The following is a 20,083-nucleotide window of genomic DNA, read 5'->3' as shown; positions in this document are numbered from 1 at the left end:
CAGTTCGGTGGATATTCGCATTGGTATTTTCAACTCTCCCCGTGAGATCGGTTTTGAGACTTCGCAGCCAGCGACCGAGATTGAGGAGACCGTTGCGGCGGCCCTCTCCGGTCAGACCGGCTATCTGAAGCTCAGCGACAGCAAGGGTCGCGTCTACATCGTTCCGACCGTGGGGCTCGCCTACGTCGAACTCGGCAGCGAAGAATCGCGCCGCGTCGGCTTCGTCGCCTAAAACGCCATGGAGCTGTTGTTCGTCGCGCTGTTCGGCACGCTCATCGGCCTCGGCGCACGGTACTTCCTGCCCGGACGCTCAACCCAGGGCTCGGTGCTGGTCCCCGCGATCGGAGCGGCCGCGGCATCCTTGGTCTGGGTCGGGCTGACCTGGCTCGGCTGGAATTGGGCCGGGGGGTGGATCTGGTGGGTGTCTCTCGGTGCCGCCGTCGCTGCATCCGTTGTGCTGAATCTTATGATCAGCCGGCGACGCATTCATGCCGATCAGCGGATGCTGCAGGCCCTGGCCAAAACCGGCACGGCCTAGTCTCACATTCTTAAGCCGTGAGGCCGAGGCCGTCCATGCGGCGGGTGTGCGCCGCGATGAGTTCGGTGAAGACCGGTTCGATGCGTGACTCATTGCTGCCCGCGCGATCGCTAGTGGGATCCGTCGCCGGCATGGCCGACCGTGCCACGAGCAGGGTGTCACCGACGAGCCGACGGCCCCACATCGCCAGCTGTGAGCCGAGCGCCTGGTCGTTTTCGATCGCGGTCTGGAGCTCGTGAACGAGCACGTCGGTACCGGAATCCTCGCCGAGCAATTGCGCGACGCGAGGCCCGATATCCCGCGGCAGGCCGTCGGACAGCCGAATGAAGAAGTCATCGAGCAAGCCACCGACGAGGTAGCAGCTCAGCAGTAATTCGTGCCAGTTGACACCGGCGGTCTTCGCGCGGAACGCATCGAGGCTCACGACGAACGGGGCCATCTCAACGGCCGGCTCGTGGCCGCGGCGACGAATCTCGGTGATCAGTCCGTGGTGCTTGCTAAGCGCCCGACCGGCAGCGGCGCTAAGGCCTTCTTTCACGGCGAGGTTCGGTGCGGTCGCCACCGCACGGGCCAGGCTTTCGAATTCGCCGAGCTCGCGATACGCGGCCTGACCAAGAAAATGCTGCACGCCCGGCGCGAGCGAACTGATGTCTACTTTTTCGGTTGGCCGGGGTGCCCCGCGGGCCGAAAGCCTCGGAGCTTCATTGCGCTGCGGGCGCCGACCGAACCACGTGACCACGGGCTTAGCTTAGAACAGCGCGCCTGTGGCCGCTGTCCAGACGGGGCAGTAAGGTGGAATTACGTCGCCGACAAGGATCGGCGACCGCTGCCCGAGACGCAAAAACGGGCGCACTTCGCTTCCAGTTAATGACAGGCATACATTCGTGACTTTCTCCGAACTTAATATTGACCAGGACATGGTCGACTCCCTTGCTGCCAAGGGCATCCTCGAACCGTTCCCCATTCAAACCCAGACCATCCCGCTCGCTCTCGCCGGCCAGGACATCATCGGCCAGGCCAAGACCGGCACCGGAAAGACCTTCGGCTTCGGGCTTCCGGTGATTCAGCGCCTCGGACTCGACCCGGAGCCCGGCGTGCAGGCGCTCATCGTCGTTCCGACGCGCGAACTGTGCGTGCAGGTCTCCGAAGACCTCGAGCTCGCCGCGACGGGCCGCAACACCAAGATCGTCTCCATTTACGGTGGCAAGGCCTACGAGGGCCAGATCGAACAACTCAAGGCCGGCGCTCAGATTGTCGTCGGAACTCCCGGCCGTCTGCTCGACCTTGCCGGCCAGCGCCTGCTCACTCTCGCCAACGTGCGCGAAATGGTGCTCGACGAAGCAGACAAGATGCTCGACCTCGGTTTTCTCTCCGACATCGAGAAGCTGTTCGCGCAGACCCCGGCGACCCGCCACACCATGCTGTTCTCGGCGACGATGCCCGGACCGATCGTTGCCCTGGCCCGCCGCTTCATGAACCGCCCGATTCATATTCGCGCGACCGACCCCGACGAAGGCCTCATGCAGGCCAACATCGAACACCTGGTCTACCGCGCGCACAATATGGACAAGGATGAGGTCATCGGCCGCATCCTCATGGCTGAGGGCCGTGGCAAGACCATCATCTTCACCCGCACCAAGCGTGCCGCCGCGAAGCTCGTCGAAGAACTCGGCGACCGTGGCTTCAACGCCACCGCCGTGCACGGCGACCTGAACCAGGAACAGCGCGAACGCGCCATGGCCAGCTTCAAGAGCGGCAAGAAAGAGATTCTGATCGCAACGGATGTCGCCGCTCGCGGCATCGACGTGGAAGACGTCACCCACGTGATCAACCACACCATCCCCGAAGACGAGAAGGCGTACCTGCACCGCGTCGGCCGCACGGGTCGCGCCGGCAAGACCGGAATCGCCGTGACCTTCGTCGACTGGGACGACCTGCACAAGTGGTCGCTCATCAACAAGGCCCTGGACTTCGGCCAGCCGGAACCGATGGAAACCTACTCCTCGTCACCGCACCTCTACACCGACCTGAACATTCCAGCCGGCTCCAAGGGCCGCCTGCGCGCCACCCCGGTGAAGGAGGTCACCGCGGGTGACGCTCGCACCGGCGGGGCCGGACGTACCGGCGGGTCGCGTTCCGCCGGAGCGGGCAGCCGATCCGGCGCGGCACGCTCTGGTCGCTCGGAGAGCGGGCGCTCCGAGGGCGGTCGTGGCTCCGGCCGTGGTGACTCTGCGCGCACCGGTTCTGACCGGTCAGCGACGAGTCCGGTTGCCGACGACGCCAGTCGCCCCGCCCGGTCACGCACCCGCGTCGGCTCCAGCACGAACCCGGACGCCCCGGCGGCAACTCCGGCCGCCGGCACGCACGATGGCGGCGGAGCCGAGCACCACGACGGCAACAACGCCCCGCTGCGTCGCAGCCGCACCCGTCGTCGCTCACCGCAGACCGGCAGCGCGATCTAATAGCTGCTCAGCACCGATCGCGCCCGGCACCCGGGCTGCCCTCGCTTCGGCTTCGGCAGCCTTGGGGGTCGGGCGCGTTTGCGTTCAATGCTGCGGCATCCGCTTCAGGGGATCAACCGTAAACCGGAGCCGCGCCGCGGCCCTCGGCGATGATGCGGTCGAGAACGTCGGGGGCGGTGGTGTTCTCGCCGAGCAGGTTGGGCTTGCCGGTGCCGTGATAGTCGCTCGAACCGGTGACGGACAGCCCGAATTTGGCGGCGAGCTCGTACAGCCGTTTGGTGGGTTCCGGATTATTCTCGCGATGCTCCAGTTCAAGCCCGAACAGTCCGGCCTCAACCATCGTCTTCAAGCTGGATTCAGCGACGACGTCGCCGATGCCACGGGTGGCGGGGTGGGCGATAACCGGCACTCCCCCGGCGGCGCGCACGAGCTCGATCGCTCGCACCGGATCGGGAGCGTAGTGCGGCTGAAAGTAGCCGGCCTTCCAGTGCAGAATGTCGGCGAAGGCCGCGCTGCGATTGAGGGCGTGCCCGCGGGCCACGAGGGCATCGGCGATATGTGGCCGGCCGACCGTGGCCTCAGGGGTGGTCTGGGCGAGCACATCGTCCCAGCTCAGGTCGTAGTCCGCGCCGATGCGGGCGACCATCTGCTCGGCCCGGCTGAGCCGGGCTGCGCGCACGCGGGTCATCTCCGCCAGCAGCGCCGAATCGTCAGGGTCAAAAAGATATGCCAAAAGGTGCACACTGGCGTACCGCACGCGGGTGCTGAATTCCATTCCCGGAATAAGTGTCAGGTGCTCGGTGCGTGCGGCCGCGGAAGCCTCGGCCCAGCCGACCGTCGAATCGTGGTCGGTGAGGGCGATCGTGCCGAGCCCCGCCACGGCTGCGGCGTGCACGAGCTCCGCCGGAGTCTCGGTGCCGTCCGACACGCTCGAGTGTGCGTGAAGGTCGATCGGACCCCGAAATTGCCGCGCGACTGCCATGCTCCCATGCTAGTTGGACACCTGCGCCCGTTCATTGCTGACCCGGCACTGGGGATTCCCCAGAATACTGATCTAGGGTTCAGAACAATGTTCTCCAGACTCCTTCGGGCACTGATTCTGATCGGTGCCGCCGTCATCCTGCTGGTGGTGACCTGGCCGCAGGCGTTCGGCCTGCACAACAGCTGGGTCGTCGCCCATCTGGTGTCCTTTCGCGCCGTGGCCGTCATCGGCGCGGTCGTCGGGCTCGTCCTGCTCGGGGTACTACGGTTTATGCGCCCGCTGCGTCGAACATTGGGAATGGCCATGGTGCTGCTCGCCCTGTTCGGTATCGCCAACGTCGGCATTCTGGCCTCCCGCGGTTTCACGACCACGGTTTCGCCCACCCACGGTCAGCTCGGCGCCGAAGCGGATGCCGACTCCGTCACCGTACTCAGTTGGAACACGCTCGGAGACGCTCCCGGCGCCGCGGTCATCGCCGCGCAAGCGCTGGCCCAAAACGCCGACGTCGTGACCCTGCCCGAAACGACGGAAGAAACCGGCATTCTAATCGCCGAAGCAATGCGCGACGCCGGCCGCCCAATGTGGGTGCACACCCTGGCCTTCGATCTGGTCTCCAAGGCCCGCTCCACCACCGTGCTGATCAGCCCCGACCTGGGCGACTACACGGTCACCAACGCGGCCGGATCCGGGCCGCCCGGCAACACCAACGTGCTGCCGACCGTGGTGGCCGAACCGGTCGACGGGACCGGCCCGACCATTGTGGCGGTGCATGCCGTTGCACCGATTCAGTATGAGATGTCGAACTGGCGCAGCGATCTCGACTGGCTCGCCACCCAGTGCCTGGGCGACGACGTGATCATGGCGGGCGACTTCAATTCCACGCTCGACCACATGGCGGGGCGCGCGAGCGTCGGCGGCTCGGTTCTCGGCAACTGCTCGGATGCTGCCCTGTCGGTCGGTGCGGCATCCGTCGGCACGTGGCCGACCGCGATGCCCGCGCTGCTCGGCAGCCCGATCGATCACGTGATGGCCACCCCGAACTGGCGGGTCTTGGACCTGCAGGTGATCGAGTCACTGGACGAGGCCGGAAGCGATCACCGACCGATCGTGGCGACGCTGACGCCGGCCAGTTAGTTTCGGACAGCCGCGCAGCATCCGCTCGTCGCAGCATCTGCAGCACCCGATCGGGCGCCGCCCAGAGTGCGGTGTGAGAATGGGGGAATGGCTGATACTACTGCTCCCGCACTTATTCCTGCCGCGCGTTCGAACGAGAACCGTTCGACCACTCCCGGGTCTACCGGCTTCAAAGCTTTCATCGCGAGCGGATGGGCCGAACGCACCGACGTTCTGCCGCCAGCTCGCGAGCAGGCACCGTTCGCCGCCGCACGTCGCGCCCGGCTATCCGCGCAGTACCCGGGCCAGCGACTGATCATTCCGGCCGGCCGCCTCAAGCAGCGCTCCAACGACACTGACTACGCCTTCCGCGCCCACTCGGCCTTCGCCCACCTCACAGGCTGGGGCAGCGACAGCGAACCCGGTGCTGTGCTCGTGCTGGAACCAGCGGCCGCTGTCGGCCACGACGCGACCCTGTACTTTCGCGAGCGGGCCGGCCGCGACTCCGACGAGTTCTACGCCAACCCCGACATCGGCGAATTCTGGATCGGACCGCGTCCATCCGTCGCCCAGGTCGCCAGCGACCTCGCCGTTACGGTGCGCGGCATCGCCGACCTCGCCGCAGTGCTGAAGGCGGTCGACAGCGAAACCCTCGTGTTGCGTGAAGCCGACCCGACCTTCACCGAGCAGGTCGACGAGGCCCGCCTGCGTTTCGCCGCCGAGCGGGTGCTCAGCAGCAACGCCACCGACTCTCCGTTCAGCATCGAGATCAATGCCGAGCATGAGCCCGACGCTGGCCTGGCCCGGGATCTGTCCGAACTGCGCCTCGTCAAGGACGCCTGGGAGATCGCGCAAATGCGCCTCGCTGTCGCCGCCACCGCCCGCGGATTCGACGACGTCATCGCCGACCTCCCCCGCTCCAGCCAGCACGCCCGCGGCGAACGCCTTGTCGAGGGTGTGTTCAACACCCGCGCCCGCAGCGACGGCAACACGGTCGGCTACGACACCATCGCCGCTTCGGGCCCGCACGCCTGCATTCTGCACTGGACCCGCAATGACGGCGTTGTCGCCGCCGGTGACCTCATTCTCATCGACGCCGGCGTCGAACTCGACAGCTACTACACCGCCGACATTACCCGCACCCTCCCGGTGAATGGCGTCTACAGCGACATCCAGCGCCAGGTCTACGAAACCGTGCGCGAGGCAGCGGATGCCGCCCTTGCCGTCGTTCGCCCCGGTGCCATCTTTCGCGACGTGCACGCCGCCGCGATGCAGGTCATCGCGAGGCGCACCGCGGAGTGGGGAATGCTCCCGGTCACCGCGGAGGAGGCACTTCTTCCGGACAACGGCCAACACCGCCGTTACATGGTGCACGGCACCAGCCACCACCTCGGCATCGACGTGCACGACTGCGCGCAGGCACGCCGCGACATGTATATGGACGGCGTGCTCGAACCGGGCATGGTCTTCACGATCGAACCCGGCCTGTACTTTCAGCCCGACGACCTCACGGTGCCGGCCGAATTCCGCGGCATCGGCGTGCGCATCGAAGACGACATCCTGGTGACCGCCACCGGAGCCGAAAACCTCTCCGCCGCTATTCCCCGCACCGCGAATGAAGTTGAAGCCTGGATCGCCGCGAAGCAAAGCTAAACAGGTTCGCGAGAGCGCAAAAAGTGCCCGATTGGGAGTCCCAATCGGGCACTTTTTGCGCTCTCGCGTGACTATTCGGAGGGGATTGGAGGATCTACCGGGGGCGCAGCAGGCGCTGTTGGCTCGGCCTCGCGGAATCCCGAGAGCAGGTTGCGGGCCCGGTTGACCAGTTCGACGTCGACGATGATCTGGTAGTTGGTCGCGATGACCTGCATGGTCGAGGTGAAGTCGCGGCGGCGGCGGTTGATCGCGTAGCTCGCAATGCCGAGCAGCATGCCGAATCCGGCACCCATGATCAGGGCGGCGAAGACGAACGGTAGGCTCGATCCGGTCGGCGAGAACAAAAAGAACAGAATCCCGAAGAAGATTCCCAACCAGGCACCGGATGCCGCGCCAGCGAGCGCGACCCGGCCGTAGGTGAGTTTGCCGGTCACTCGCTCGACACTCTTGAGGTCGTTGCCGACAATCGCCAGCTGCTTCACCGGAAAGTCCGCCTTGGCGAGCGTGTCGACCGCACTCTGCGCATCGGCGTAGGTGTTGTACGTCGCGAGTACCTCTCCGCGCGGCAACACGGGAGGCAAAACTGGGCGACGCCGGGGAAACAGACTCTGGTTGCTCATTTCGATATTCTTTCACGCAGACCTGTTGACATGCCCGATCGTGCCACCTCAGGTAATCCATTCAATGGACTCGGCGAACGTCTCCGCACCGTCGTCGTCGTCAAAGACATTGGCCACCATGTGGGTGACGAAGAGCGCAAAGCCCAGAGCAATGTCCTTGAAGAGCTCGCGGTCGAACGGGCCGTACCACGAGACACCGCCCGGGCTTTCGGGGTCCAGGTCGAGCCGGTTGATGGCGAAGTCGCCCTCCAAAGAGAGGATGACGATTCGGAGCGAGCGAAACGGCGGGTTCCCGCCGATCAGGTCGCCGAGACCCCGTGCCTCCTCAGCGTTGACCGCCAGGAGGTGGGACAGCGAGACGGCATTGTCTGCGGTGCGATCGGTTGCGACCGCAAATTTCAGGTAGCTCATCCGGTCGCCGGAGACCAGGTGGATTGATTCGGCCTTGACCGATAATTGCCGATAGGCGAGGATGTCGTGCGCTGCGTTCAGGAGACCGGTGAGCGCCCGGCCGGCGGCGGCGCTGTATTTGACTTTGCCGTAGTCGGGTGCCACTCCGCTCCAGATCAATTGCACGGCTCGCCTCGCCGGCGGAATACCGTCCTTCGCCGGAAAGCTCAACGTTCGCCCTGCGCCCGGAAAGCGGGCCCGGCCGAGCACCGCGCAGTGAACTTTTGTCGGGAATCATGGGCAAGTTCGCAAACGGTCATGAGCGCAACCCTATTCCGTGCCAGCAATTCGTGCCTGGTCACCATCGTCGGGCTGGTGGCCGACACGGGAAGTCGTGCCGGGCCACCAATGTCGGGCCAGTGGCCTACATTTATATTGTGAGTGCCACCAGAGTTTTTGTCGCCCGACTGGCCGGGTGCACCGTTTTCGACCCCGCGGGCGACCGCGTGGGCAAGGTGCGCGATGTTCTCGTGGTGTATCGAAAAAACGACCCGCCCAGCGTCGTCGGCCTGATCGTGGAGATCCCCGGTAAACGACGCGTCTTCGTGTCGATCAACCGGGTCACCAGCATCGGCAGCGGCCAGATCATCACGACCGGCCTCATCAATGTTCGCCGCTATGAGCAGCGCGGCGGCGAGGTGCGCGTCATCGCTGAACTCCTCGGCCGCAAGGTGCTCTTCACCGACGGCTCGGGCGACGCCACCATTGAAGACGTCGCGATCAAGGAGGGCACGGAGGCCGACTGGGCGATCAGCCAGCTGTTCGTGCGTCGCCCCAAGACCAGCGCCTCCCCCTTCGTCAAGGGCGTCACGACCTTTGCAACCTGGGCAGAGGTGCGCGAGAAAGCGACCGAAGGCCAGGCGCAGTCCGCCGAACACCTCATCGCGACCTATTCCGATTTGAAACCGGCCGACCTCGCCAATACTCTGCTCGACCTGCCGCGTGAGCGCATGTTCGAGGTGGCCGGCGAGCTGCCCGACGATCGCCTCGCCGACGTGCTCGAGGAGATGCCAGAGACCGATCAGGTCGGCATTCTGACCAGCCTCGGCGACGCCCGCGCCGCCGATGTGCTCGATCAGATGCAGCCCGACGATGCGGCCGACCTCATCGCCCAGCTGCCCGAGGAGCGCGGCGAGCAGCTGCTCGACCTAATGGAGCCCGAAGAAGCCGAAGACGTGCGGTTTCTGCTCTCCTACGCTCCCGACACGGCCGGCGGCCTCATGACGACCGAGCCGATCATCGTCTCGGCCGATGCCACCGTCGCCGAGGGGCTCGCGCGCATCCGTCGTCATGATCTTGCCCCGGCACTCGGTGCGGCGATCTGCGTGACCCTGCCCCCCTACGAAGCTCCCACCGGTCGTTTTCTGGGCATGGTGCATTTTCAGCGGATGCTGCGCTACCCGCCCCACGAGCGGCTCGGCACGCTGCTCGACGCGGGTCTGGATCCGGTGACCGCCGACACGTCGGCCGCCGAAGTCAGCCGTATTTTGGCAAGCTACGACCTTGTGTCGGTGCCCGTGGTCGATGAGAATTACCGACTGGTCGGGGTGGTGACGATTGATGACGTGCTCGACTACCTGCTGCCCGACGACTGGCGCAGCCACGACGGCAATGATGATGTGCGTCGCCGCGCCGCCGCCCGCAGCGAGCTGAGAACCGGCAGCATCCCGCTCCCTGGAGCGCAAAGGACGACTCGTGGCCCGCAATAATCGCGCCGACCTGCGCCTCGATGCGCCCAAGGGGCTGCGAACCGGCAACCTCGTGGGTCTCGGGCGCAACGGCGGCCACAGCCGGGACCGGTTCGGCCGGTTCACCGAGGCCATCGCCCGCGGTATGGGAACCCCCTGGTTTTTGCTCGGACTCACCCTGTTCGCCGTCGCCTGGATCTCCTGGAACACGCTCGCCCCGGTTGCCTGGCGATTCGACTCCGTCGCGCTCGGCTTCATCGCCCTGACCCTCGTGCTCTCGATGCAGGCCTCGTATGCCGCGCCGATGATTCTGCTCGCGCAGAACCGTCAGGACGACCGTGACCGGGTGCAGTTCGAGCAGGACCGCCAGCGGTCAGAACGCACCCTCGCTGACACCGAATATCTCGCCCGTGAGGTCGTAGCGCTGCGCATCGCCATCAAGGACATGGCCTCGAAAGACTTCATCCGCGCGGAACTGCGTGCGTTGCTCGAGCATCTGGATGAGCGCAGTGATGAGCGCAGCGACGAACGAGCAGCCCCAGACAGCGCCGACGAAAGCCGCCCCACCGCATGACTTCTGCACCTTTTCCTCCGGCCCCTCTGACTCCAGAGCCCGACAGCATCCGCTCCCGCGTCTTCACCGCCCTAGCCCGGGTGACCGACCCCGAGATTCGCAAGCCCATCACCGACCTCGACATGGTGTCCGGGGTGAGCGTGAGTGATGACGGTCAGGTGAGCGTCGGCATCCGTTTGACCATTGCCGGTTGTCCGGCCGCCCAGCGCATCGAGAGCGATGTTCTCGCCGCCGCCGAGTCGGTGTCCGGGCCGGGGCGCGCGAGCGTCGAGGTGGCGATCATGACCCGCGAGCAACGCACCGCGCTGACTGAGAAGCTGCGCGGCGGCCAGGTGGCACGCAGTGTGCAGTTCGGCCCGGAGTCGCTCACCCGCGTTTACGCGATCACGAGCGGCAAGGGCGGCGTCGGCAAGTCCACCGTCACCGCGAACCTGGCCGTGGCGCTGGCCGGCGAAGGCCTGCGAGTGGGAATCGTCGACGCCGACGTGCACGGCTTCAGCATTCCCGGCCTGCTCGGCCTGGTGCACGACGGCCTCGCGGTCAAACCAACCCAGGTCGGCGACATGATTTTGCCGCCGATCGCGCACGACGTGAAGGTCATCTCGATCGGCATGTTCATCGACGACGCGTCGGCCGCGGTCGCCTGGCGCGGACCGATGCTGCACCGCACGATCAAGCAGTTTCTCACCGATGTGTACTTCGGCGACCTCGACGTGCTGCTGCTCGACCTGCCACCGGGCACCGGCGACGTCGCCATCACGGTCGGCCAGCTGCTCCCCCACGCCGAGGTCATCGTCGTGACCACGCCGCAGTCCGCAGCGGCCGATGTGGCCGAACGCAGCGGCGTCGTGGCCCGCCAGACCGGGCAGAGCGTCTACGGCGTGATCGAGAACATGTCGGCGATGGTGCAGCCCGACGGCAGCTTGCTCGAGCTGTTCGGTTCGGGCGGCGGTGACGAGGTCGCCAGGCGCCTCTCCGTCGGGCAGCCCGCGCCGGTGCCGGTGCTAGCGCAGGTTCCGCTGAGCCTGGCCCTGCGCAGCGGCGGTGATGCCGGGCTCCCGGTCGTGCTCGGCGCGCCCGACGACCCGGCCGCTCGCGCCATTCTGGAGCTCGCGCACCGCATGAAGACGCGGGCCCGCGGACTGGCCGGCCTCAGCCTGGGCCTCACACCGCGCTAGCCGGCCCGGTGAAACCGCCCGGGAATCCTTATTCCTTCGGCTTCACCAGCGTCGCGGCATGGTCGGGAACCTGGTGGTTCTCCTCCCGCGGCGGCCGTTCATAGTCCGAAGCCGGCGGCCTGGGCGGAATGTGCACCTTCGGCGGGTCCGTTTTCTCGTACGGCACGAGCGAGAGCAGATGGCTGATCACGTTCAACCGGCTGGCCCGCTTGTCCTCGCTCTCAACCACCCACCAGGGCGCTTCGGCGATGTCGGTGTGCACGAACATCTCATCCTTCGCCTTGGAATACTCGACCCACTGGGTGATCGACAGCACATCCGTTTCGGAGAGCTTCCAACGCCGCATCGGGTCCTTCAGCCGGGAGCGAAACCGTCGTTCCTGCTCCAGGTCAGACACCGAGAACCAGTACTTGACCAGCAAAATTCCGTCTTCGACCAGCATCCGTTCGAACAGGGGTGCCTGGTGTAGAAACCGACGGTATTCATCGGAAGTGCAGTAGCCCATCACCCGCTCGACGCCAGCCCGGTTGTACCAGGAGCGGTCCATCAGCACGATCTCTCCGGTCGAGGGCAGGTGCTCGATGTAGCGCTGAAAATACCACTGGCCGCGCTGGCGCTCGGTCGGCATCGGCAGCGCGACGATGCGCGCCACCCGGGGGTTGAGATATTCGGTGATGCGCTTGATCGCCGAACCCTTGCCGGCAGCATCGCGGCCCTCGAAGATCACCACGATGCGGGCACCGGATGCCTTCACCCACTGCTGCATCGTGACCAGTTCGGCCTGCAGCCGGGCGAGTTCGGTCTCGTAGATGGACTTTTTTACTCGCTTGGGCTGCTTCAACTCGCTCATCGGTTCTCCTTGGAGCGTTACGTCGCCTCAGAGTCGAACGGGGCCGGCTCGAGCGCGGCCAGGGCGGCTTCCCTGGCACGTTTGCGTTTCAAATAGGCGCCGTCGGGGTTCGGCTCGGCCCGGGAAATTGACGCGGATTGCTCCTTGACCGGGTCTTCATCGGCGAGGGCTTCTCGGATGATGCGGCGGGGATCGTACTGGCGTGGGTCGAGTTTTTTCCAGTCCAGATCGTCGAACTCCGGACCCATCTCGTCGCGCATGCGATCTTTGGCACCATTGGCCATGTCGCGCAGCTGGCGTACCAGGCGAGCAAGCTGGGCGGCGTAGTGCGGCAACTTGTCTGGGCCAAGCAAGAAGACAGCGATGATCCCGATCAGCAGAATCTTTTCGAACGTCAGCCCAAACATGTCCCTAGAATATCTGCCCGGCGGGGCATCCATGGACCAGTCCACCTCGGCCCTAGTCTTGAGCTAATCATCTACTGGAGTTATTTGTGTCTGACATTGAATTGAACTGGAAGTTCTCCGACGACTGTGTCGTCGAATCCGAAGCCATCGCGCGCGCGCGTCAACAATCCCTCGAACTCGGGATCGACGCGATTGCCCCCTCGGTGGGCGCACAGTCCGCCGTGATCGCCGCCGCCACCGGGGCCCGCAGTATCCTCGAGGTCGGTACCGGGGCCGGAGTGTCGGGGATCTGGCTGCTCACCGGCGCGCCCGGCGCTACCCTGACCTCGATCGATACCGAAGTTGATCATCTACAGCACGCCAAAGCCAATTTCGCCGAGGCGAAGATTCCGGCCAACCGGGTTCGCCTGATCACAGGCAAGGCCGGTGAGGTGCTGCCCCGCATGAACGAGAATTCTTACGACATTGTGTTCGTTGACGCCGACCCGCAGTCGGTCATCGAATACGTTGAACACGGCCTGCGCCTGGCCCGCCCGGGCGGAACCGTACTCGTGGCGCACGCCCTGTGGCGCGGCCGCGTCGCCGACCCGGCGCAGCGCGACGACGTGGCCACCGGTTTTCGCACGCTGCTGACCGAGATCGCCGGGTCGAGTGCCGTGATCAGCGCGCTCTCCCCCGTCGGCGATGGGCTGCTGCAGATCACCAAGCTGAGCGCTTAACCGACCGCACATAGAAAAGAACGGCTGCGCGAGCAGCCGTTCTTTTCTGTTTCGAACTAGAGGAACGCTACTTCGCCGCAGCGACAACCCCTGCGAGTGCATCGTGAAGTTCCTTGGCCTCGGCGTCGTTGACTGATACAACGAGCCGACCCCCACCTTCGAGCGGTACACGCACGATGATCAGGCGCCCCTCTTTTACCGCCTCCATTGGACCGTCTCCGGTTCGTGGCTTCATGGCCGCCATGAACTCCCCTTCCATTCGTCTTTGTATATCCATTATCGACTATCTCGGCCCGAGACGTAAATTAGGGCCTGATCGCGGTCGTTTAAGGCGGTGTCCAGTCGTAGCCGTCGACACCCCAGCAGATCAGCAGCCAGCCCCACTGCCCGGCCACGCAGACCAGAACGATCGCCACGCGATAGGCCCGGTTACGCGGCATCGCGGCCGCGCCGAGCAGCGGAAACATCGGCATGAGCAGCCGAAACGTGCTGGACTGCGGAAAGAACACCGCAAGCAGGTACAGGGCGTAACTCGCCAGCCACAGCCGCAGGTCAACGCCGAGGCGTCGCACGGCGGGGGTGAACAGCAGTAGCGCGAAGGCCAGAATCAGGGCGGTCACCACGACGATACCCAACGGGCTGCCGAGCCACCAGACGCCGCTCTGGAACCAGGCCGTGAACGGCACGAGCTCCTGATAGCCGATGTACGGTGCTCGCCAAGCCAGTTCCGTGTCGGTATAGGCCATCAGGTCGCCGGTCGCCGCCCACGCAGCGAGCGGCCAGGCCAGTCCCATCAGAGCGCTGAACAGGGTAACGGATGCCGCCAGCATCCGCTCTCGAGGCGCAAAAGGATCACGCGCGCGCGTGACGAACCGATAGATCACGTGCAGCCCGAGCGCGAGCGCGAAGGCCAGCCCGCTCGGCCGGGTCAGGGCCATCACCGCGATCACCGGAAACAGCAGCCAGTAGCGGCGTTCGAGCAGCAGGTAGAGCGCGAGGGTCAGAAAGAAGAGGTACATCGACTCGGCGTAGGCGAACTGCAGCATGGGCGACAGCGGGGCGGCACAGAACAGAACGACCGCGAACAGGGCCGTGGCCGGCGACTGAACCCGGGCCATCAGCCGGTAGAACAGCAGCGCGGTGCCGAGGCTGAAGGCGACCGAGACGAACACCGCCACCGGCGCCCAGGATAACCCGGTCAGTTCCATAAGCAGGCGCGCCAGTACCGGGTACCCCGGCATGAACGCCCAGGCGTTCTCGCCGATCTGGCCGGTCGAGGTTTCCGGCAGCACACTCGGGTAGCCGACAACGGCGACGATGTTGTACCAGTTGCCGTCCCACATATTGGCGAAGTCGGTGTATTTCGGGCTCGCGCCGGTCCAGGCGTTGGGGCCCTGCACGCTCGCCAGAATGAGGACCAGGCTCGTCGTGACCACGCGCGACAGCGCCCAGACCACGATCACCTTGCCCCACCACGGCGTCAGCCGATAGCGGGCCTGCCACGCAGCGGGCAGCCGGCGGGCGGGCGGGCGGCGGGGGTCTGGGCTGCGGGTGGTTTGGTTGCGGGAGCGCAGCGTCCGCTCAGTCATCGTTCTGTCGCTGCGTTAGCGAACGGATGCGCTCAGCCAGGCGCGCAGTCCGATCTCGCAGGCCGTGATCTCTTCTACGGCCACGCGCTCGTCGTCGGCGTGCGCCTTCAGCGGGTCGCCGGGGCCGTAGTTGACGGCCGGAACGCCGAGGGCGGAGAAGCGCGCGACGTCGGTCCAACCGTATTTGGGCGTGGCCACGCCGCCGACGGCAGCGAGGAATTCGCGGGCGAGCGGGGCGTCGAGGCCGGGGCGCGCGCCCTCGGCCCGGTCCACGACCGTCAGATCGTAGCCGGCGAACAGCTCGCGCAGGTGGGCGACGGCCTCATCGCCGCTGCGGCTCGGCGCGAAACGGTAGTTGACGTGCACCATGCACTCGTCCGGGATGATATTGCCGGCGACACCGCCGGTGATGCCGACCGCGTTGAGTCCTTCGCGGTAGACCAGGCCCTCAACCTCAACCTCGCGGGCCTGATACCCGGCTAAAATGTTCAGGATGGGTGCGGCCTTGTGGATGGCGTTCTCGCCGACCCAGCTGCGCGCGGAGTGCGAGCGCAGTCCGAACGTGCGGATCTCGACCCGCAGGTTGCCGTTGCAACCGCCCTCGATCTGGCTCTTGGTCGGTTCGCCGAGAATAGCGAAGTCGCCCCGGAACAGGTCGGGACGATTGCGGGCCAGACGGCCGAGGCCGTTGAGCTCATCGGAGACCTCTTCGTGGTCGTACCACATCCAAGTCACGTCGACTCCGGGGTCGCTCAGTTCGGCGGCGAGCTTGAGCTGCACGGCCACCCCCGCCTTCATGTCGACGGTGCCGCGACCCCACAGGTAGTCGACGCCGTCGATGGTCTCGTAGCGGGTCGGCAGGTTGTCGTTGAGCGGCACGGTGTCGATGTGGCCGGCGATAACGACCCGCTGGGCACGATTCAGGTTGGTGCGAGCGACGACGGTGTCGCCGTCGCGAATGATTTCGAGGTGGTCGAAGCCCTCCAGCGCGGCGACGATCGCATCGGCCAGGGCGGTCTCATTGCCGGAGACCGACTCCATATCGCAAATTTGTCTGGTCAGTTCGATCGACGTTGCCGTCAGGTCAAGCACGGTGAATTTTGCTGGGGCCGGAAGTCTAGAAGTCACCCTACTAATCTAGAGGTATGCCCTCCGTTCTGACCAAAAACGCCCCTTCTGACGCCACTCCGACCCAGGCGTGGGGGTATGGTCTCGCTTCTGTCGCCACCGACGGCACCGTGCTCGACACCTGGTTTCCGACCCCGGCCCTCGGCGCCCTGCCGACCGGCCGCGATCGCTGGATTATTCCGGCCGAACTCAGCGAGGCAGCCGGTGACGACGTGCGTCGCGCGGTGCGCCTCGAAGCCGTCACCGTTGAGATCACCCTTGACGCGGCCCCAGCCAGCACCTCGGATGCCTATCTGCGGCTGCACCTGCTCTCCCACCTGCTCGTTCTGCCGAACAGCATTAACCTCGACGGTATCTTCGCGCACCTGCCCACCGTGGTCTGGACCAACGCCGGCCCCATGCTGCCGGTCGACTTCGCCCGGCTTCGCCCGGCCCTGCAGCGCGCCGGCATCCAGGCCAGCGGCGTCGACAAGTTTCCGCCGCTGCTCGACTACGTCGTACCGGCCGGCGTGAGAATAGCGGATGCCTCCCGCGTGCGGCTCGGCGCGCACCTCGCTCCCGGCACCACCGTGATGCACGAGGGCTTCGTCAACTTCAACGCCGGAACCCTCGGCTCCTCGATGGTCGAGGGCCGTATTTCGCAGGGTGTCGTGGTCGGTGACGGCGCCGATATCGGTGGCGGGGCATCCATTATGGGCACGCTCTCTGGCGGCGGCACCCAGCGCATTTCGATCGGTGCCCGCGCCCTGCTCGGCGCCAACTCCGGGGTCGGCATCGCCATCGGCGACGACAGCGTCGTCGAGGCCGGGCTCTACGTCACGGCCGGCACCAAGGTGATTCTGATCGGCGAGCCGGTCGGGGACGACGGCGCGCGGCCGACGGTGAAGGCCGTGGAGCTTTCCGGCGTGCCGAACCTGCTCTTTCGCCGCAATTCCATCTCCGGCGCCGTCGAGGTCCTCGCCCGCAGCGGCAGCGGCATCACGCTGAACGCCGCGCTGCACGCGTAGCAGCTGCAGAGCGGATGTCGGCGGGTTCCGCTAGCATCCGGGTAAGGGCAACACGCGAGGGAGTGATGTGGGCACCGACGCACCGCGCAGCAAGGGCCATCGCCGCATTAGGCGGTTGCTGATCGCGCTCGGTGTGGTGCTCAGCCTCGTCCTGGTCATGGCCGGGCTCGGGGTGTGGACGGTGACACGGTCGTTTCCGACGCTGTCGGGCACCGTCGACATCGAGGGATTGTCGAACCCGGTGACCGTGACTCGTGACGAAGCCGGGATACCTCAAATCACGGCGAAGACCGCGGCCGACCTGTTTCTGGCCGAGGGCTACGTGCACGCCCAGGACCGCTTCTGGGAGATGGATTTTCGCCGGCACGTGACCAGCGGCCGATTGTCGGAGCTGTTCGGCGAGAGCCAGGTGGGCACCGACACGTTTGTGCGGACGCTCGGCTGGCGAGCCGTCGCCGAACAGGAGGTAGCACTGCTCGACCCGGTCGCGCTCGGCTATTACCAGTCCTACGCCGACGGGGTGAACGCCTACCTCGACACCCACGACGGCGCCGATCTGTCGCTGGAGTATGCCGTTTTGGGCCTGCAGAACCCCGGGTATGAGGTCGAACCGTGGACTCCGGCGGATTCGGTCGCCTGGCTCAAGGCAATGGCCTGGGACCTGCGTTCCAACCTGGATGATGAGATCGACCGGGCACTGCTGTCGACGACGCTCACCCCGACCGAGGTGAACCAGCTGCACCCCGAGTACCCCGCGGGAGCACACCCGACCATCACCGGCAGCCAGACAGTCGTCGTTCCGTCGGCCGGGGCGCCGGAGGCTGCCGAGCCGGCCGAGCCGGCCGGTGAACCAACGGCTGAGCCGTCCGCCAGCACCGGCCTCGATTCGACCGTCGAGTCCGCGTCCGTCGACTCTTACGCGGGGGCGCTCACCGAGTTGCGCGCCGTACTCGGGGCAATTCCGGAGCTGCTCGGGCCGGCCGGCGGCGAGATCGGTTCCAACTCCTGGGTCGTCGCCGGCTCCCTCACCAACACCGGCATGCCACTGTTGGCCAACGACCCGCACCTCGGGCCGGCGCTGCCCTCGGTCTGGTACCAGGTCGGGCTGCGCTGCCAGTCGATCACCGCCGACTGCCCGTTCGACGTCGCCGGATACAGCTTCTCCGGTTTGCCCGGCGTCATCATCGGTCACACCGAGCGCATCGCCTGGGGTTTCACCAACCTCGGACCCGACGTCGCCGACCTCTACATTGAAAAAATCACCGGCGACAGCTACGAATTCGACGGCGCGGCGAAGCCGCTCCTGCTGCGCGACGAGAAGATCTCGGTGGCCGGCGGCGATGACGTGAAGATCGAGATTCGCTCGACCGAACACGGACCGTTACTCAGCGGATTCGACGGCACCACGTACCAACGCATCGCCAGCGACTATCCGAAAGCGGCTGGGCTGCCGACCGCTTCCTCCGGGGCAGAGTCCGACGCCGAGGCCAGCGGTGTTGACCTAACGACGTATGAGCTGTCCCTGCAGTGGACCGCGCTGACACCGGGGCGAACGGCATCCGCTATTTTCGCACTCAACCAGGCGACCGACTGGACCAGCTTTCGGGCGGCCGCTGAACTGTTTGAGGTTCCGGCGCAAAACCTGACCTACGCCGACGTCGAGGGCAATATCGGCTATCAGGCTCCCGGGCTCATCCCCATTCGAGCCAGCGGTAACGGCACCCTCCCGGTGCCGGGCTGGACCAGTGAATACGGCTGGACCGGCTACATCCCCTTTGATGCGCTGCCGAGTACGTTCAATCCGCCGAGCGGATACATCGTCACGGCCAATAACGCCGCCGCCGACCCGGGCTCCCCGAACCTGCTGACCGCCGACTGGGATCTCGGATACCGGGCAAACCAGATCACCGCTCGACTGCAAGAACTCATCGCGGTCGGAACTCCGCTCACCGCGGAGCTAATGAGCGACATTCAGGGCGACAACTACAGTGCGATCGCGGCTGCGCTGGTGCCTCGGCTACAGGAGGTGCGCCTTACCGGTTCAGCAGCTGAGGCGCAGCAGCTGCTCGATGGTTGGGACTACCAGGTGGATGCCGACAGCGCGGCGGCCGCCTACTTCAACGTGATCTGGCGCACGTTGCTGAAGGACATGTTCACCGGAAAGGTCGATGACGGCGCCCACCTCACCGGTGGTGACCGAGCGTTCTCCGTCGTGACGAGCCTGCTCGGCCAGCCTGACTCGCCGTGGTGGTCCAACCCCACCTATGGCACCGTCGGCCAGGAGAGCATGTTGCGGCGGGTCATGACGAGCGCCGCCGCCGAGAGTGCCGATCTGATGGGATCCGACCCGACCGACTGGCAGTGGGGCAGCATCCACACGCTCGACCTCAAGAACGCGAGCTTCGGTGAGTCGGGGATCGCCCCGCTGGAGTGGCTGTTCAACCGCGGACCCTACGAGTTGGCGGGCGGATCCGCCGTCGTGAACGCCGTCGGCTGGGATGCCACCCAGGGCTACCAGGTCGACTGGGTGCCGTCGATGCGGCAGGTGATCAGCCTGGAGAACTTCGACGACTCCACCTGGATCAATCTCACCGGGGCATCCGGTCACGCCTTTCATTCCAACTACACCGATCAAGCACCGCTCTGGCGCGACCATGAGACGCGCCCGTGGCTGTTCACCCCCGCCGCCATCAACGACGACGCGGCCGACACGCTCACCCTCGAGCCCGCCGCGTAGCCTGATTCTGGCCTGAACACCAGCCTGTGGAGAACTTTGACGGTGTTGTAGCAATCCGGTCTATGGTGACCCCATGCGTAACCCGCCGCGACGCCGCCCCGTGCACAGAGCTGTGCTCACCGCTGCCGTACTTTTCCTTGCCGGCACGCTGAACGGATGCCTGGCCGCTCCCGTCCCGCCCAACACGGCATCACCCGTCGCGAAAGCTACGGCCGCTCCCGCTGAAGCTCCCCCGATCTTCGCTTCGAACGACGAAGCCCTCGCTGCCGCGACTTCGTTCTATTCGTCGTATCAGGCAATGGCCAACACAATTTCGCGCGAAGGTGGTGCCGACCCGAATCGAATAGAGCCATTCGTTACCGAAGACATGCTTCCAGGAGAAATCGCG

Annotated in this window: 20 protein-coding genes; 11 read left to right on the top strand and 9 right to left on the bottom strand. The window is 65.8% G+C overall.

Annotation, left to right across the window (positions count from 1 at the left end; genetic code table 11):
- Positions 1–7: 7 nt before the first annotated feature.
- Complete coding sequence (locus E3T46_RS04205; RefSeq protein ID WP_092108379.1) at positions 8–232, top strand: DUF3107 domain-containing protein; 225 nt, start codon at positions 8–10, stop codon at positions 230–232.
- A 6-nt stretch (positions 233–238) separates the two neighbouring features.
- On the top strand, positions 239–538 hold the full coding sequence (locus tag E3T46_RS04200; RefSeq protein WP_134577573.1) for a hypothetical protein: 300 nt from the start codon (positions 239–241) through the stop codon (positions 536–538).
- Between the two features lie 10 nt (positions 539–548).
- On the opposite strand, the gene E3T46_RS04195 is transcribed toward E3T46_RS04200, so the two are convergent.
- On the bottom strand, positions 549–1,277 hold the full coding sequence (locus E3T46_RS04195; protein ID WP_134577572.1) for a ferritin-like fold-containing protein: 729 nt from the start codon (positions 1,275–1,277) through the stop codon (positions 549–551).
- A 145-nt stretch (positions 1,278–1,422) separates the two neighbouring features.
- On the opposite strand from E3T46_RS04195, the gene E3T46_RS04190 reads away from it, so the two are divergent.
- Complete coding sequence (locus E3T46_RS04190) at positions 1,423–3,000, top strand: DEAD/DEAH box helicase (RefSeq protein ID WP_134577571.1); 1,578 nt, start codon at positions 1,423–1,425, stop codon at positions 2,998–3,000.
- 112 nt (positions 3,001–3,112) lie between these two features.
- Here E3T46_RS04190 and E3T46_RS04185 read toward each other — a convergent pair whose 3' ends face one another.
- On the bottom strand, positions 3,113–3,982 hold the full coding sequence (locus E3T46_RS04185) for a PHP domain-containing protein (RefSeq protein ID WP_134472951.1): 870 nt from the start codon (positions 3,980–3,982) through the stop codon (positions 3,113–3,115).
- A gap of 87 nt (positions 3,983–4,069) precedes the next feature.
- Between E3T46_RS04185 and E3T46_RS04180 the strand changes: the two genes are divergently transcribed.
- Positions 4,070–5,116, top strand: coding sequence for an endonuclease/exonuclease/phosphatase family protein (locus tag E3T46_RS04180; protein WP_134577570.1), 1,047 nt, complete (start codon positions 4,070–4,072; stop codon positions 5,114–5,116).
- Between the two features lie 87 nt (positions 5,117–5,203).
- Positions 5,204–6,748 (top strand): aminopeptidase P family protein, encoded by a 1,545-nt coding sequence (locus tag E3T46_RS04175; protein WP_134577569.1) that lies wholly within the window; start codon positions 5,204–5,206, stop codon positions 6,746–6,748.
- Positions 6,749–6,819: 71 nt separating this feature from the next.
- Here the strand turns inward: E3T46_RS04175 and E3T46_RS04170 are convergent, their stop codons facing one another.
- Both E3T46_RS04170 and E3T46_RS04165 read right to left on the bottom strand, forming a co-directional pair.
- Positions 6,820–7,368: a general stress protein gene (locus E3T46_RS04170; protein WP_134577568.1), complete on the bottom strand. Its 549-nt coding sequence runs from the start codon at positions 7,366–7,368 to the stop codon at positions 6,820–6,822.
- A 48-nt stretch (positions 7,369–7,416) separates the two neighbouring features.
- Entirely contained in the window at positions 7,417–7,944 is a 528-nt protein-coding gene (locus tag E3T46_RS04165; RefSeq protein ID WP_134577567.1) for a hypothetical protein, read from the bottom strand.
- Between the two features lie 251 nt (positions 7,945–8,195).
- On the opposite strand from E3T46_RS04165, the gene E3T46_RS04160 reads away from it, so the two are divergent.
- From E3T46_RS04160 to E3T46_RS04150, 3 genes are read left to right on the top strand one after another with little or no spacing between them, the layout of a single operon-like run.
- Positions 8,196–9,527, top strand: coding sequence for a CBS domain-containing protein (locus E3T46_RS04160; RefSeq protein WP_092450442.1), 1,332 nt, complete (start codon positions 8,196–8,198; stop codon positions 9,525–9,527).
- A complete protein-coding gene (locus E3T46_RS04155) occupies positions 9,514–10,080 on the top strand; it encodes a DUF1003 domain-containing protein (RefSeq protein ID WP_134577566.1) in 567 nt (188 codons plus the stop codon). The genes E3T46_RS04160 and E3T46_RS04155 overlap by 14 nt, the downstream gene beginning before the upstream one ends.
- Positions 10,077–11,258, top strand: coding sequence for an Mrp/NBP35 family ATP-binding protein (locus tag E3T46_RS04150; RefSeq protein ID WP_134577565.1), 1,182 nt, complete (start codon positions 10,077–10,079; stop codon positions 11,256–11,258). The genes E3T46_RS04155 and E3T46_RS04150 overlap by 4 nt, the downstream gene beginning before the upstream one ends.
- A 28-nt stretch (positions 11,259–11,286) precedes the next feature.
- Here E3T46_RS04150 and ppk2 read toward each other — a convergent pair whose 3' ends face one another.
- Positions 11,287–12,108, bottom strand: a complete 822-nt coding sequence (gene ppk2, locus E3T46_RS04145) for a polyphosphate kinase 2 (RefSeq protein ID WP_134577564.1) — start codon at positions 12,106–12,108, stop codon at positions 11,287–11,289.
- 17 nt (positions 12,109–12,125) lie between these two features.
- Complete coding sequence (locus E3T46_RS04140; RefSeq protein ID WP_092450254.1) at positions 12,126–12,515, bottom strand: sec-independent translocase; 390 nt, start codon at positions 12,513–12,515, stop codon at positions 12,126–12,128.
- 86 nt (positions 12,516–12,601) lie between these two features.
- On the opposite strand from E3T46_RS04140, the gene E3T46_RS04135 reads away from it, so the two are divergent.
- Positions 12,602–13,234, top strand: a complete 633-nt coding sequence (locus E3T46_RS04135; protein WP_092450256.1) for an O-methyltransferase — start codon at positions 12,602–12,604, stop codon at positions 13,232–13,234.
- Positions 13,235–13,301: 67 nt separating this feature from the next.
- Here the strand turns inward: E3T46_RS04135 and E3T46_RS04130 are convergent, their stop codons facing one another.
- The 3 genes from E3T46_RS04130 to dapE all read right to left on the bottom strand — a co-directional run bounded on the left by E3T46_RS04130 (position 13,302) and on the right by dapE (position 15,951).
- Positions 13,302–13,478, bottom strand: coding sequence for a DUF3117 domain-containing protein (locus E3T46_RS04130; protein WP_092108645.1), 177 nt, complete (start codon positions 13,476–13,478; stop codon positions 13,302–13,304).
- 82 nt (positions 13,479–13,560) lie between these two features.
- Positions 13,561–14,823 carry a hypothetical protein gene (locus tag E3T46_RS04125; RefSeq protein WP_241980445.1) on the bottom strand — a complete coding sequence of 421 codons (1,263 nt, stop codon included), beginning with the start codon at positions 14,821–14,823 and terminating at the stop codon, positions 13,561–13,563.
- A 15-nt stretch (positions 14,824–14,838) separates the two neighbouring features.
- Complete coding sequence (dapE, locus tag E3T46_RS04120; protein WP_277870916.1) at positions 14,839–15,951, bottom strand: succinyl-diaminopimelate desuccinylase; 1,113 nt, start codon at positions 15,949–15,951, stop codon at positions 14,839–14,841.
- 17 nt (positions 15,952–15,968) lie between these two features.
- Between dapE and dapD the strand changes: the two genes are divergently transcribed.
- Together dapD and E3T46_RS04110 are read left to right on the top strand one after the other, a co-directional pair.
- Positions 15,969–16,958 (top strand): 2,3,4,5-tetrahydropyridine-2,6-dicarboxylate N-succinyltransferase, encoded by a 990-nt coding sequence (gene dapD, locus E3T46_RS04115; RefSeq protein ID WP_092450260.1) that lies wholly within the window; start codon positions 15,969–15,971, stop codon positions 16,956–16,958.
- A 67-nt stretch (positions 16,959–17,025) separates the two neighbouring features.
- Complete coding sequence (locus E3T46_RS04110) at positions 17,026–19,695, top strand: penicillin acylase family protein (protein ID WP_198419099.1); 2,670 nt, start codon at positions 17,026–17,028, stop codon at positions 19,693–19,695.
- Positions 19,696–20,083 lie beyond the last annotated feature (388 nt).

It is taken from the genome of Cryobacterium sp. Hh11 (assembly GCF_004404045.1).
In the GTDB taxonomy this organism is placed as follows: Bacteria; Actinomycetota; Actinomycetes; order Actinomycetales; family Microbacteriaceae; genus Cryobacterium; species Cryobacterium levicorallinum.
The sequence above is the reverse complement of the archived record's forward strand: the minus strand, read 5'-3'. Positions and strand labels throughout refer to the sequence as shown.

Coding starts and splice junctions, on each gene's coding strand:
- E3T46_RS04200 (WP_134577573.1), top strand. CDS start 239: ATGGAGCTGTTGTTCGTCGCGCTGTTCGGCACGCTCATCGGCCTCGGC.
- E3T46_RS04185 (WP_134472951.1), bottom strand. CDS start 3,982: ATGGCAGTCGCGCGGCAATTTCGGGGTCCGATCGACCTTCACGCACAC.
- E3T46_RS04180 (WP_134577570.1), top strand. CDS start 4,070: ATGTTCTCCAGACTCCTTCGGGCACTGATTCTGATCGGTGCCGCCGTC.
- E3T46_RS04175 (WP_134577569.1), top strand. CDS start 5,204: ATGGCTGATACTACTGCTCCCGCACTTATTCCTGCCGCGCGTTCGAAC.
- E3T46_RS04170 (WP_134577568.1), bottom strand. CDS start 7,368: ATGAGCAACCAGAGTCTGTTTCCCCGGCGTCGCCCAGTTTTGCCTCCC.
- E3T46_RS04150 (WP_134577565.1), top strand. CDS start 10,077: ATGACTTCTGCACCTTTTCCTCCGGCCCCTCTGACTCCAGAGCCCGAC.
- ppk2 (WP_134577564.1), bottom strand. CDS start 12,108: ATGAGCGAGTTGAAGCAGCCCAAGCGAGTAAAAAAGTCCATCTACGAG.
- E3T46_RS04140 (WP_092450254.1), bottom strand. CDS start 12,515: ATGTTTGGGCTGACGTTCGAAAAGATTCTGCTGATCGGGATCATCGCT.
- E3T46_RS04130 (WP_092108645.1), bottom strand. CDS start 13,478: ATGGCGGCCATGAAGCCACGAACCGGAGACGGTCCAATGGAGGCGGTA.
- E3T46_RS04125 (WP_241980445.1), bottom strand. CDS start 14,823: ATGACTGAGCGGACGCTGCGCTCCCGCAACCAAACCACCCGCAGCCCA.
- dapD (WP_092450260.1), top strand. CDS start 15,969: ATGCCCTCCGTTCTGACCAAAAACGCCCCTTCTGACGCCACTCCGACC.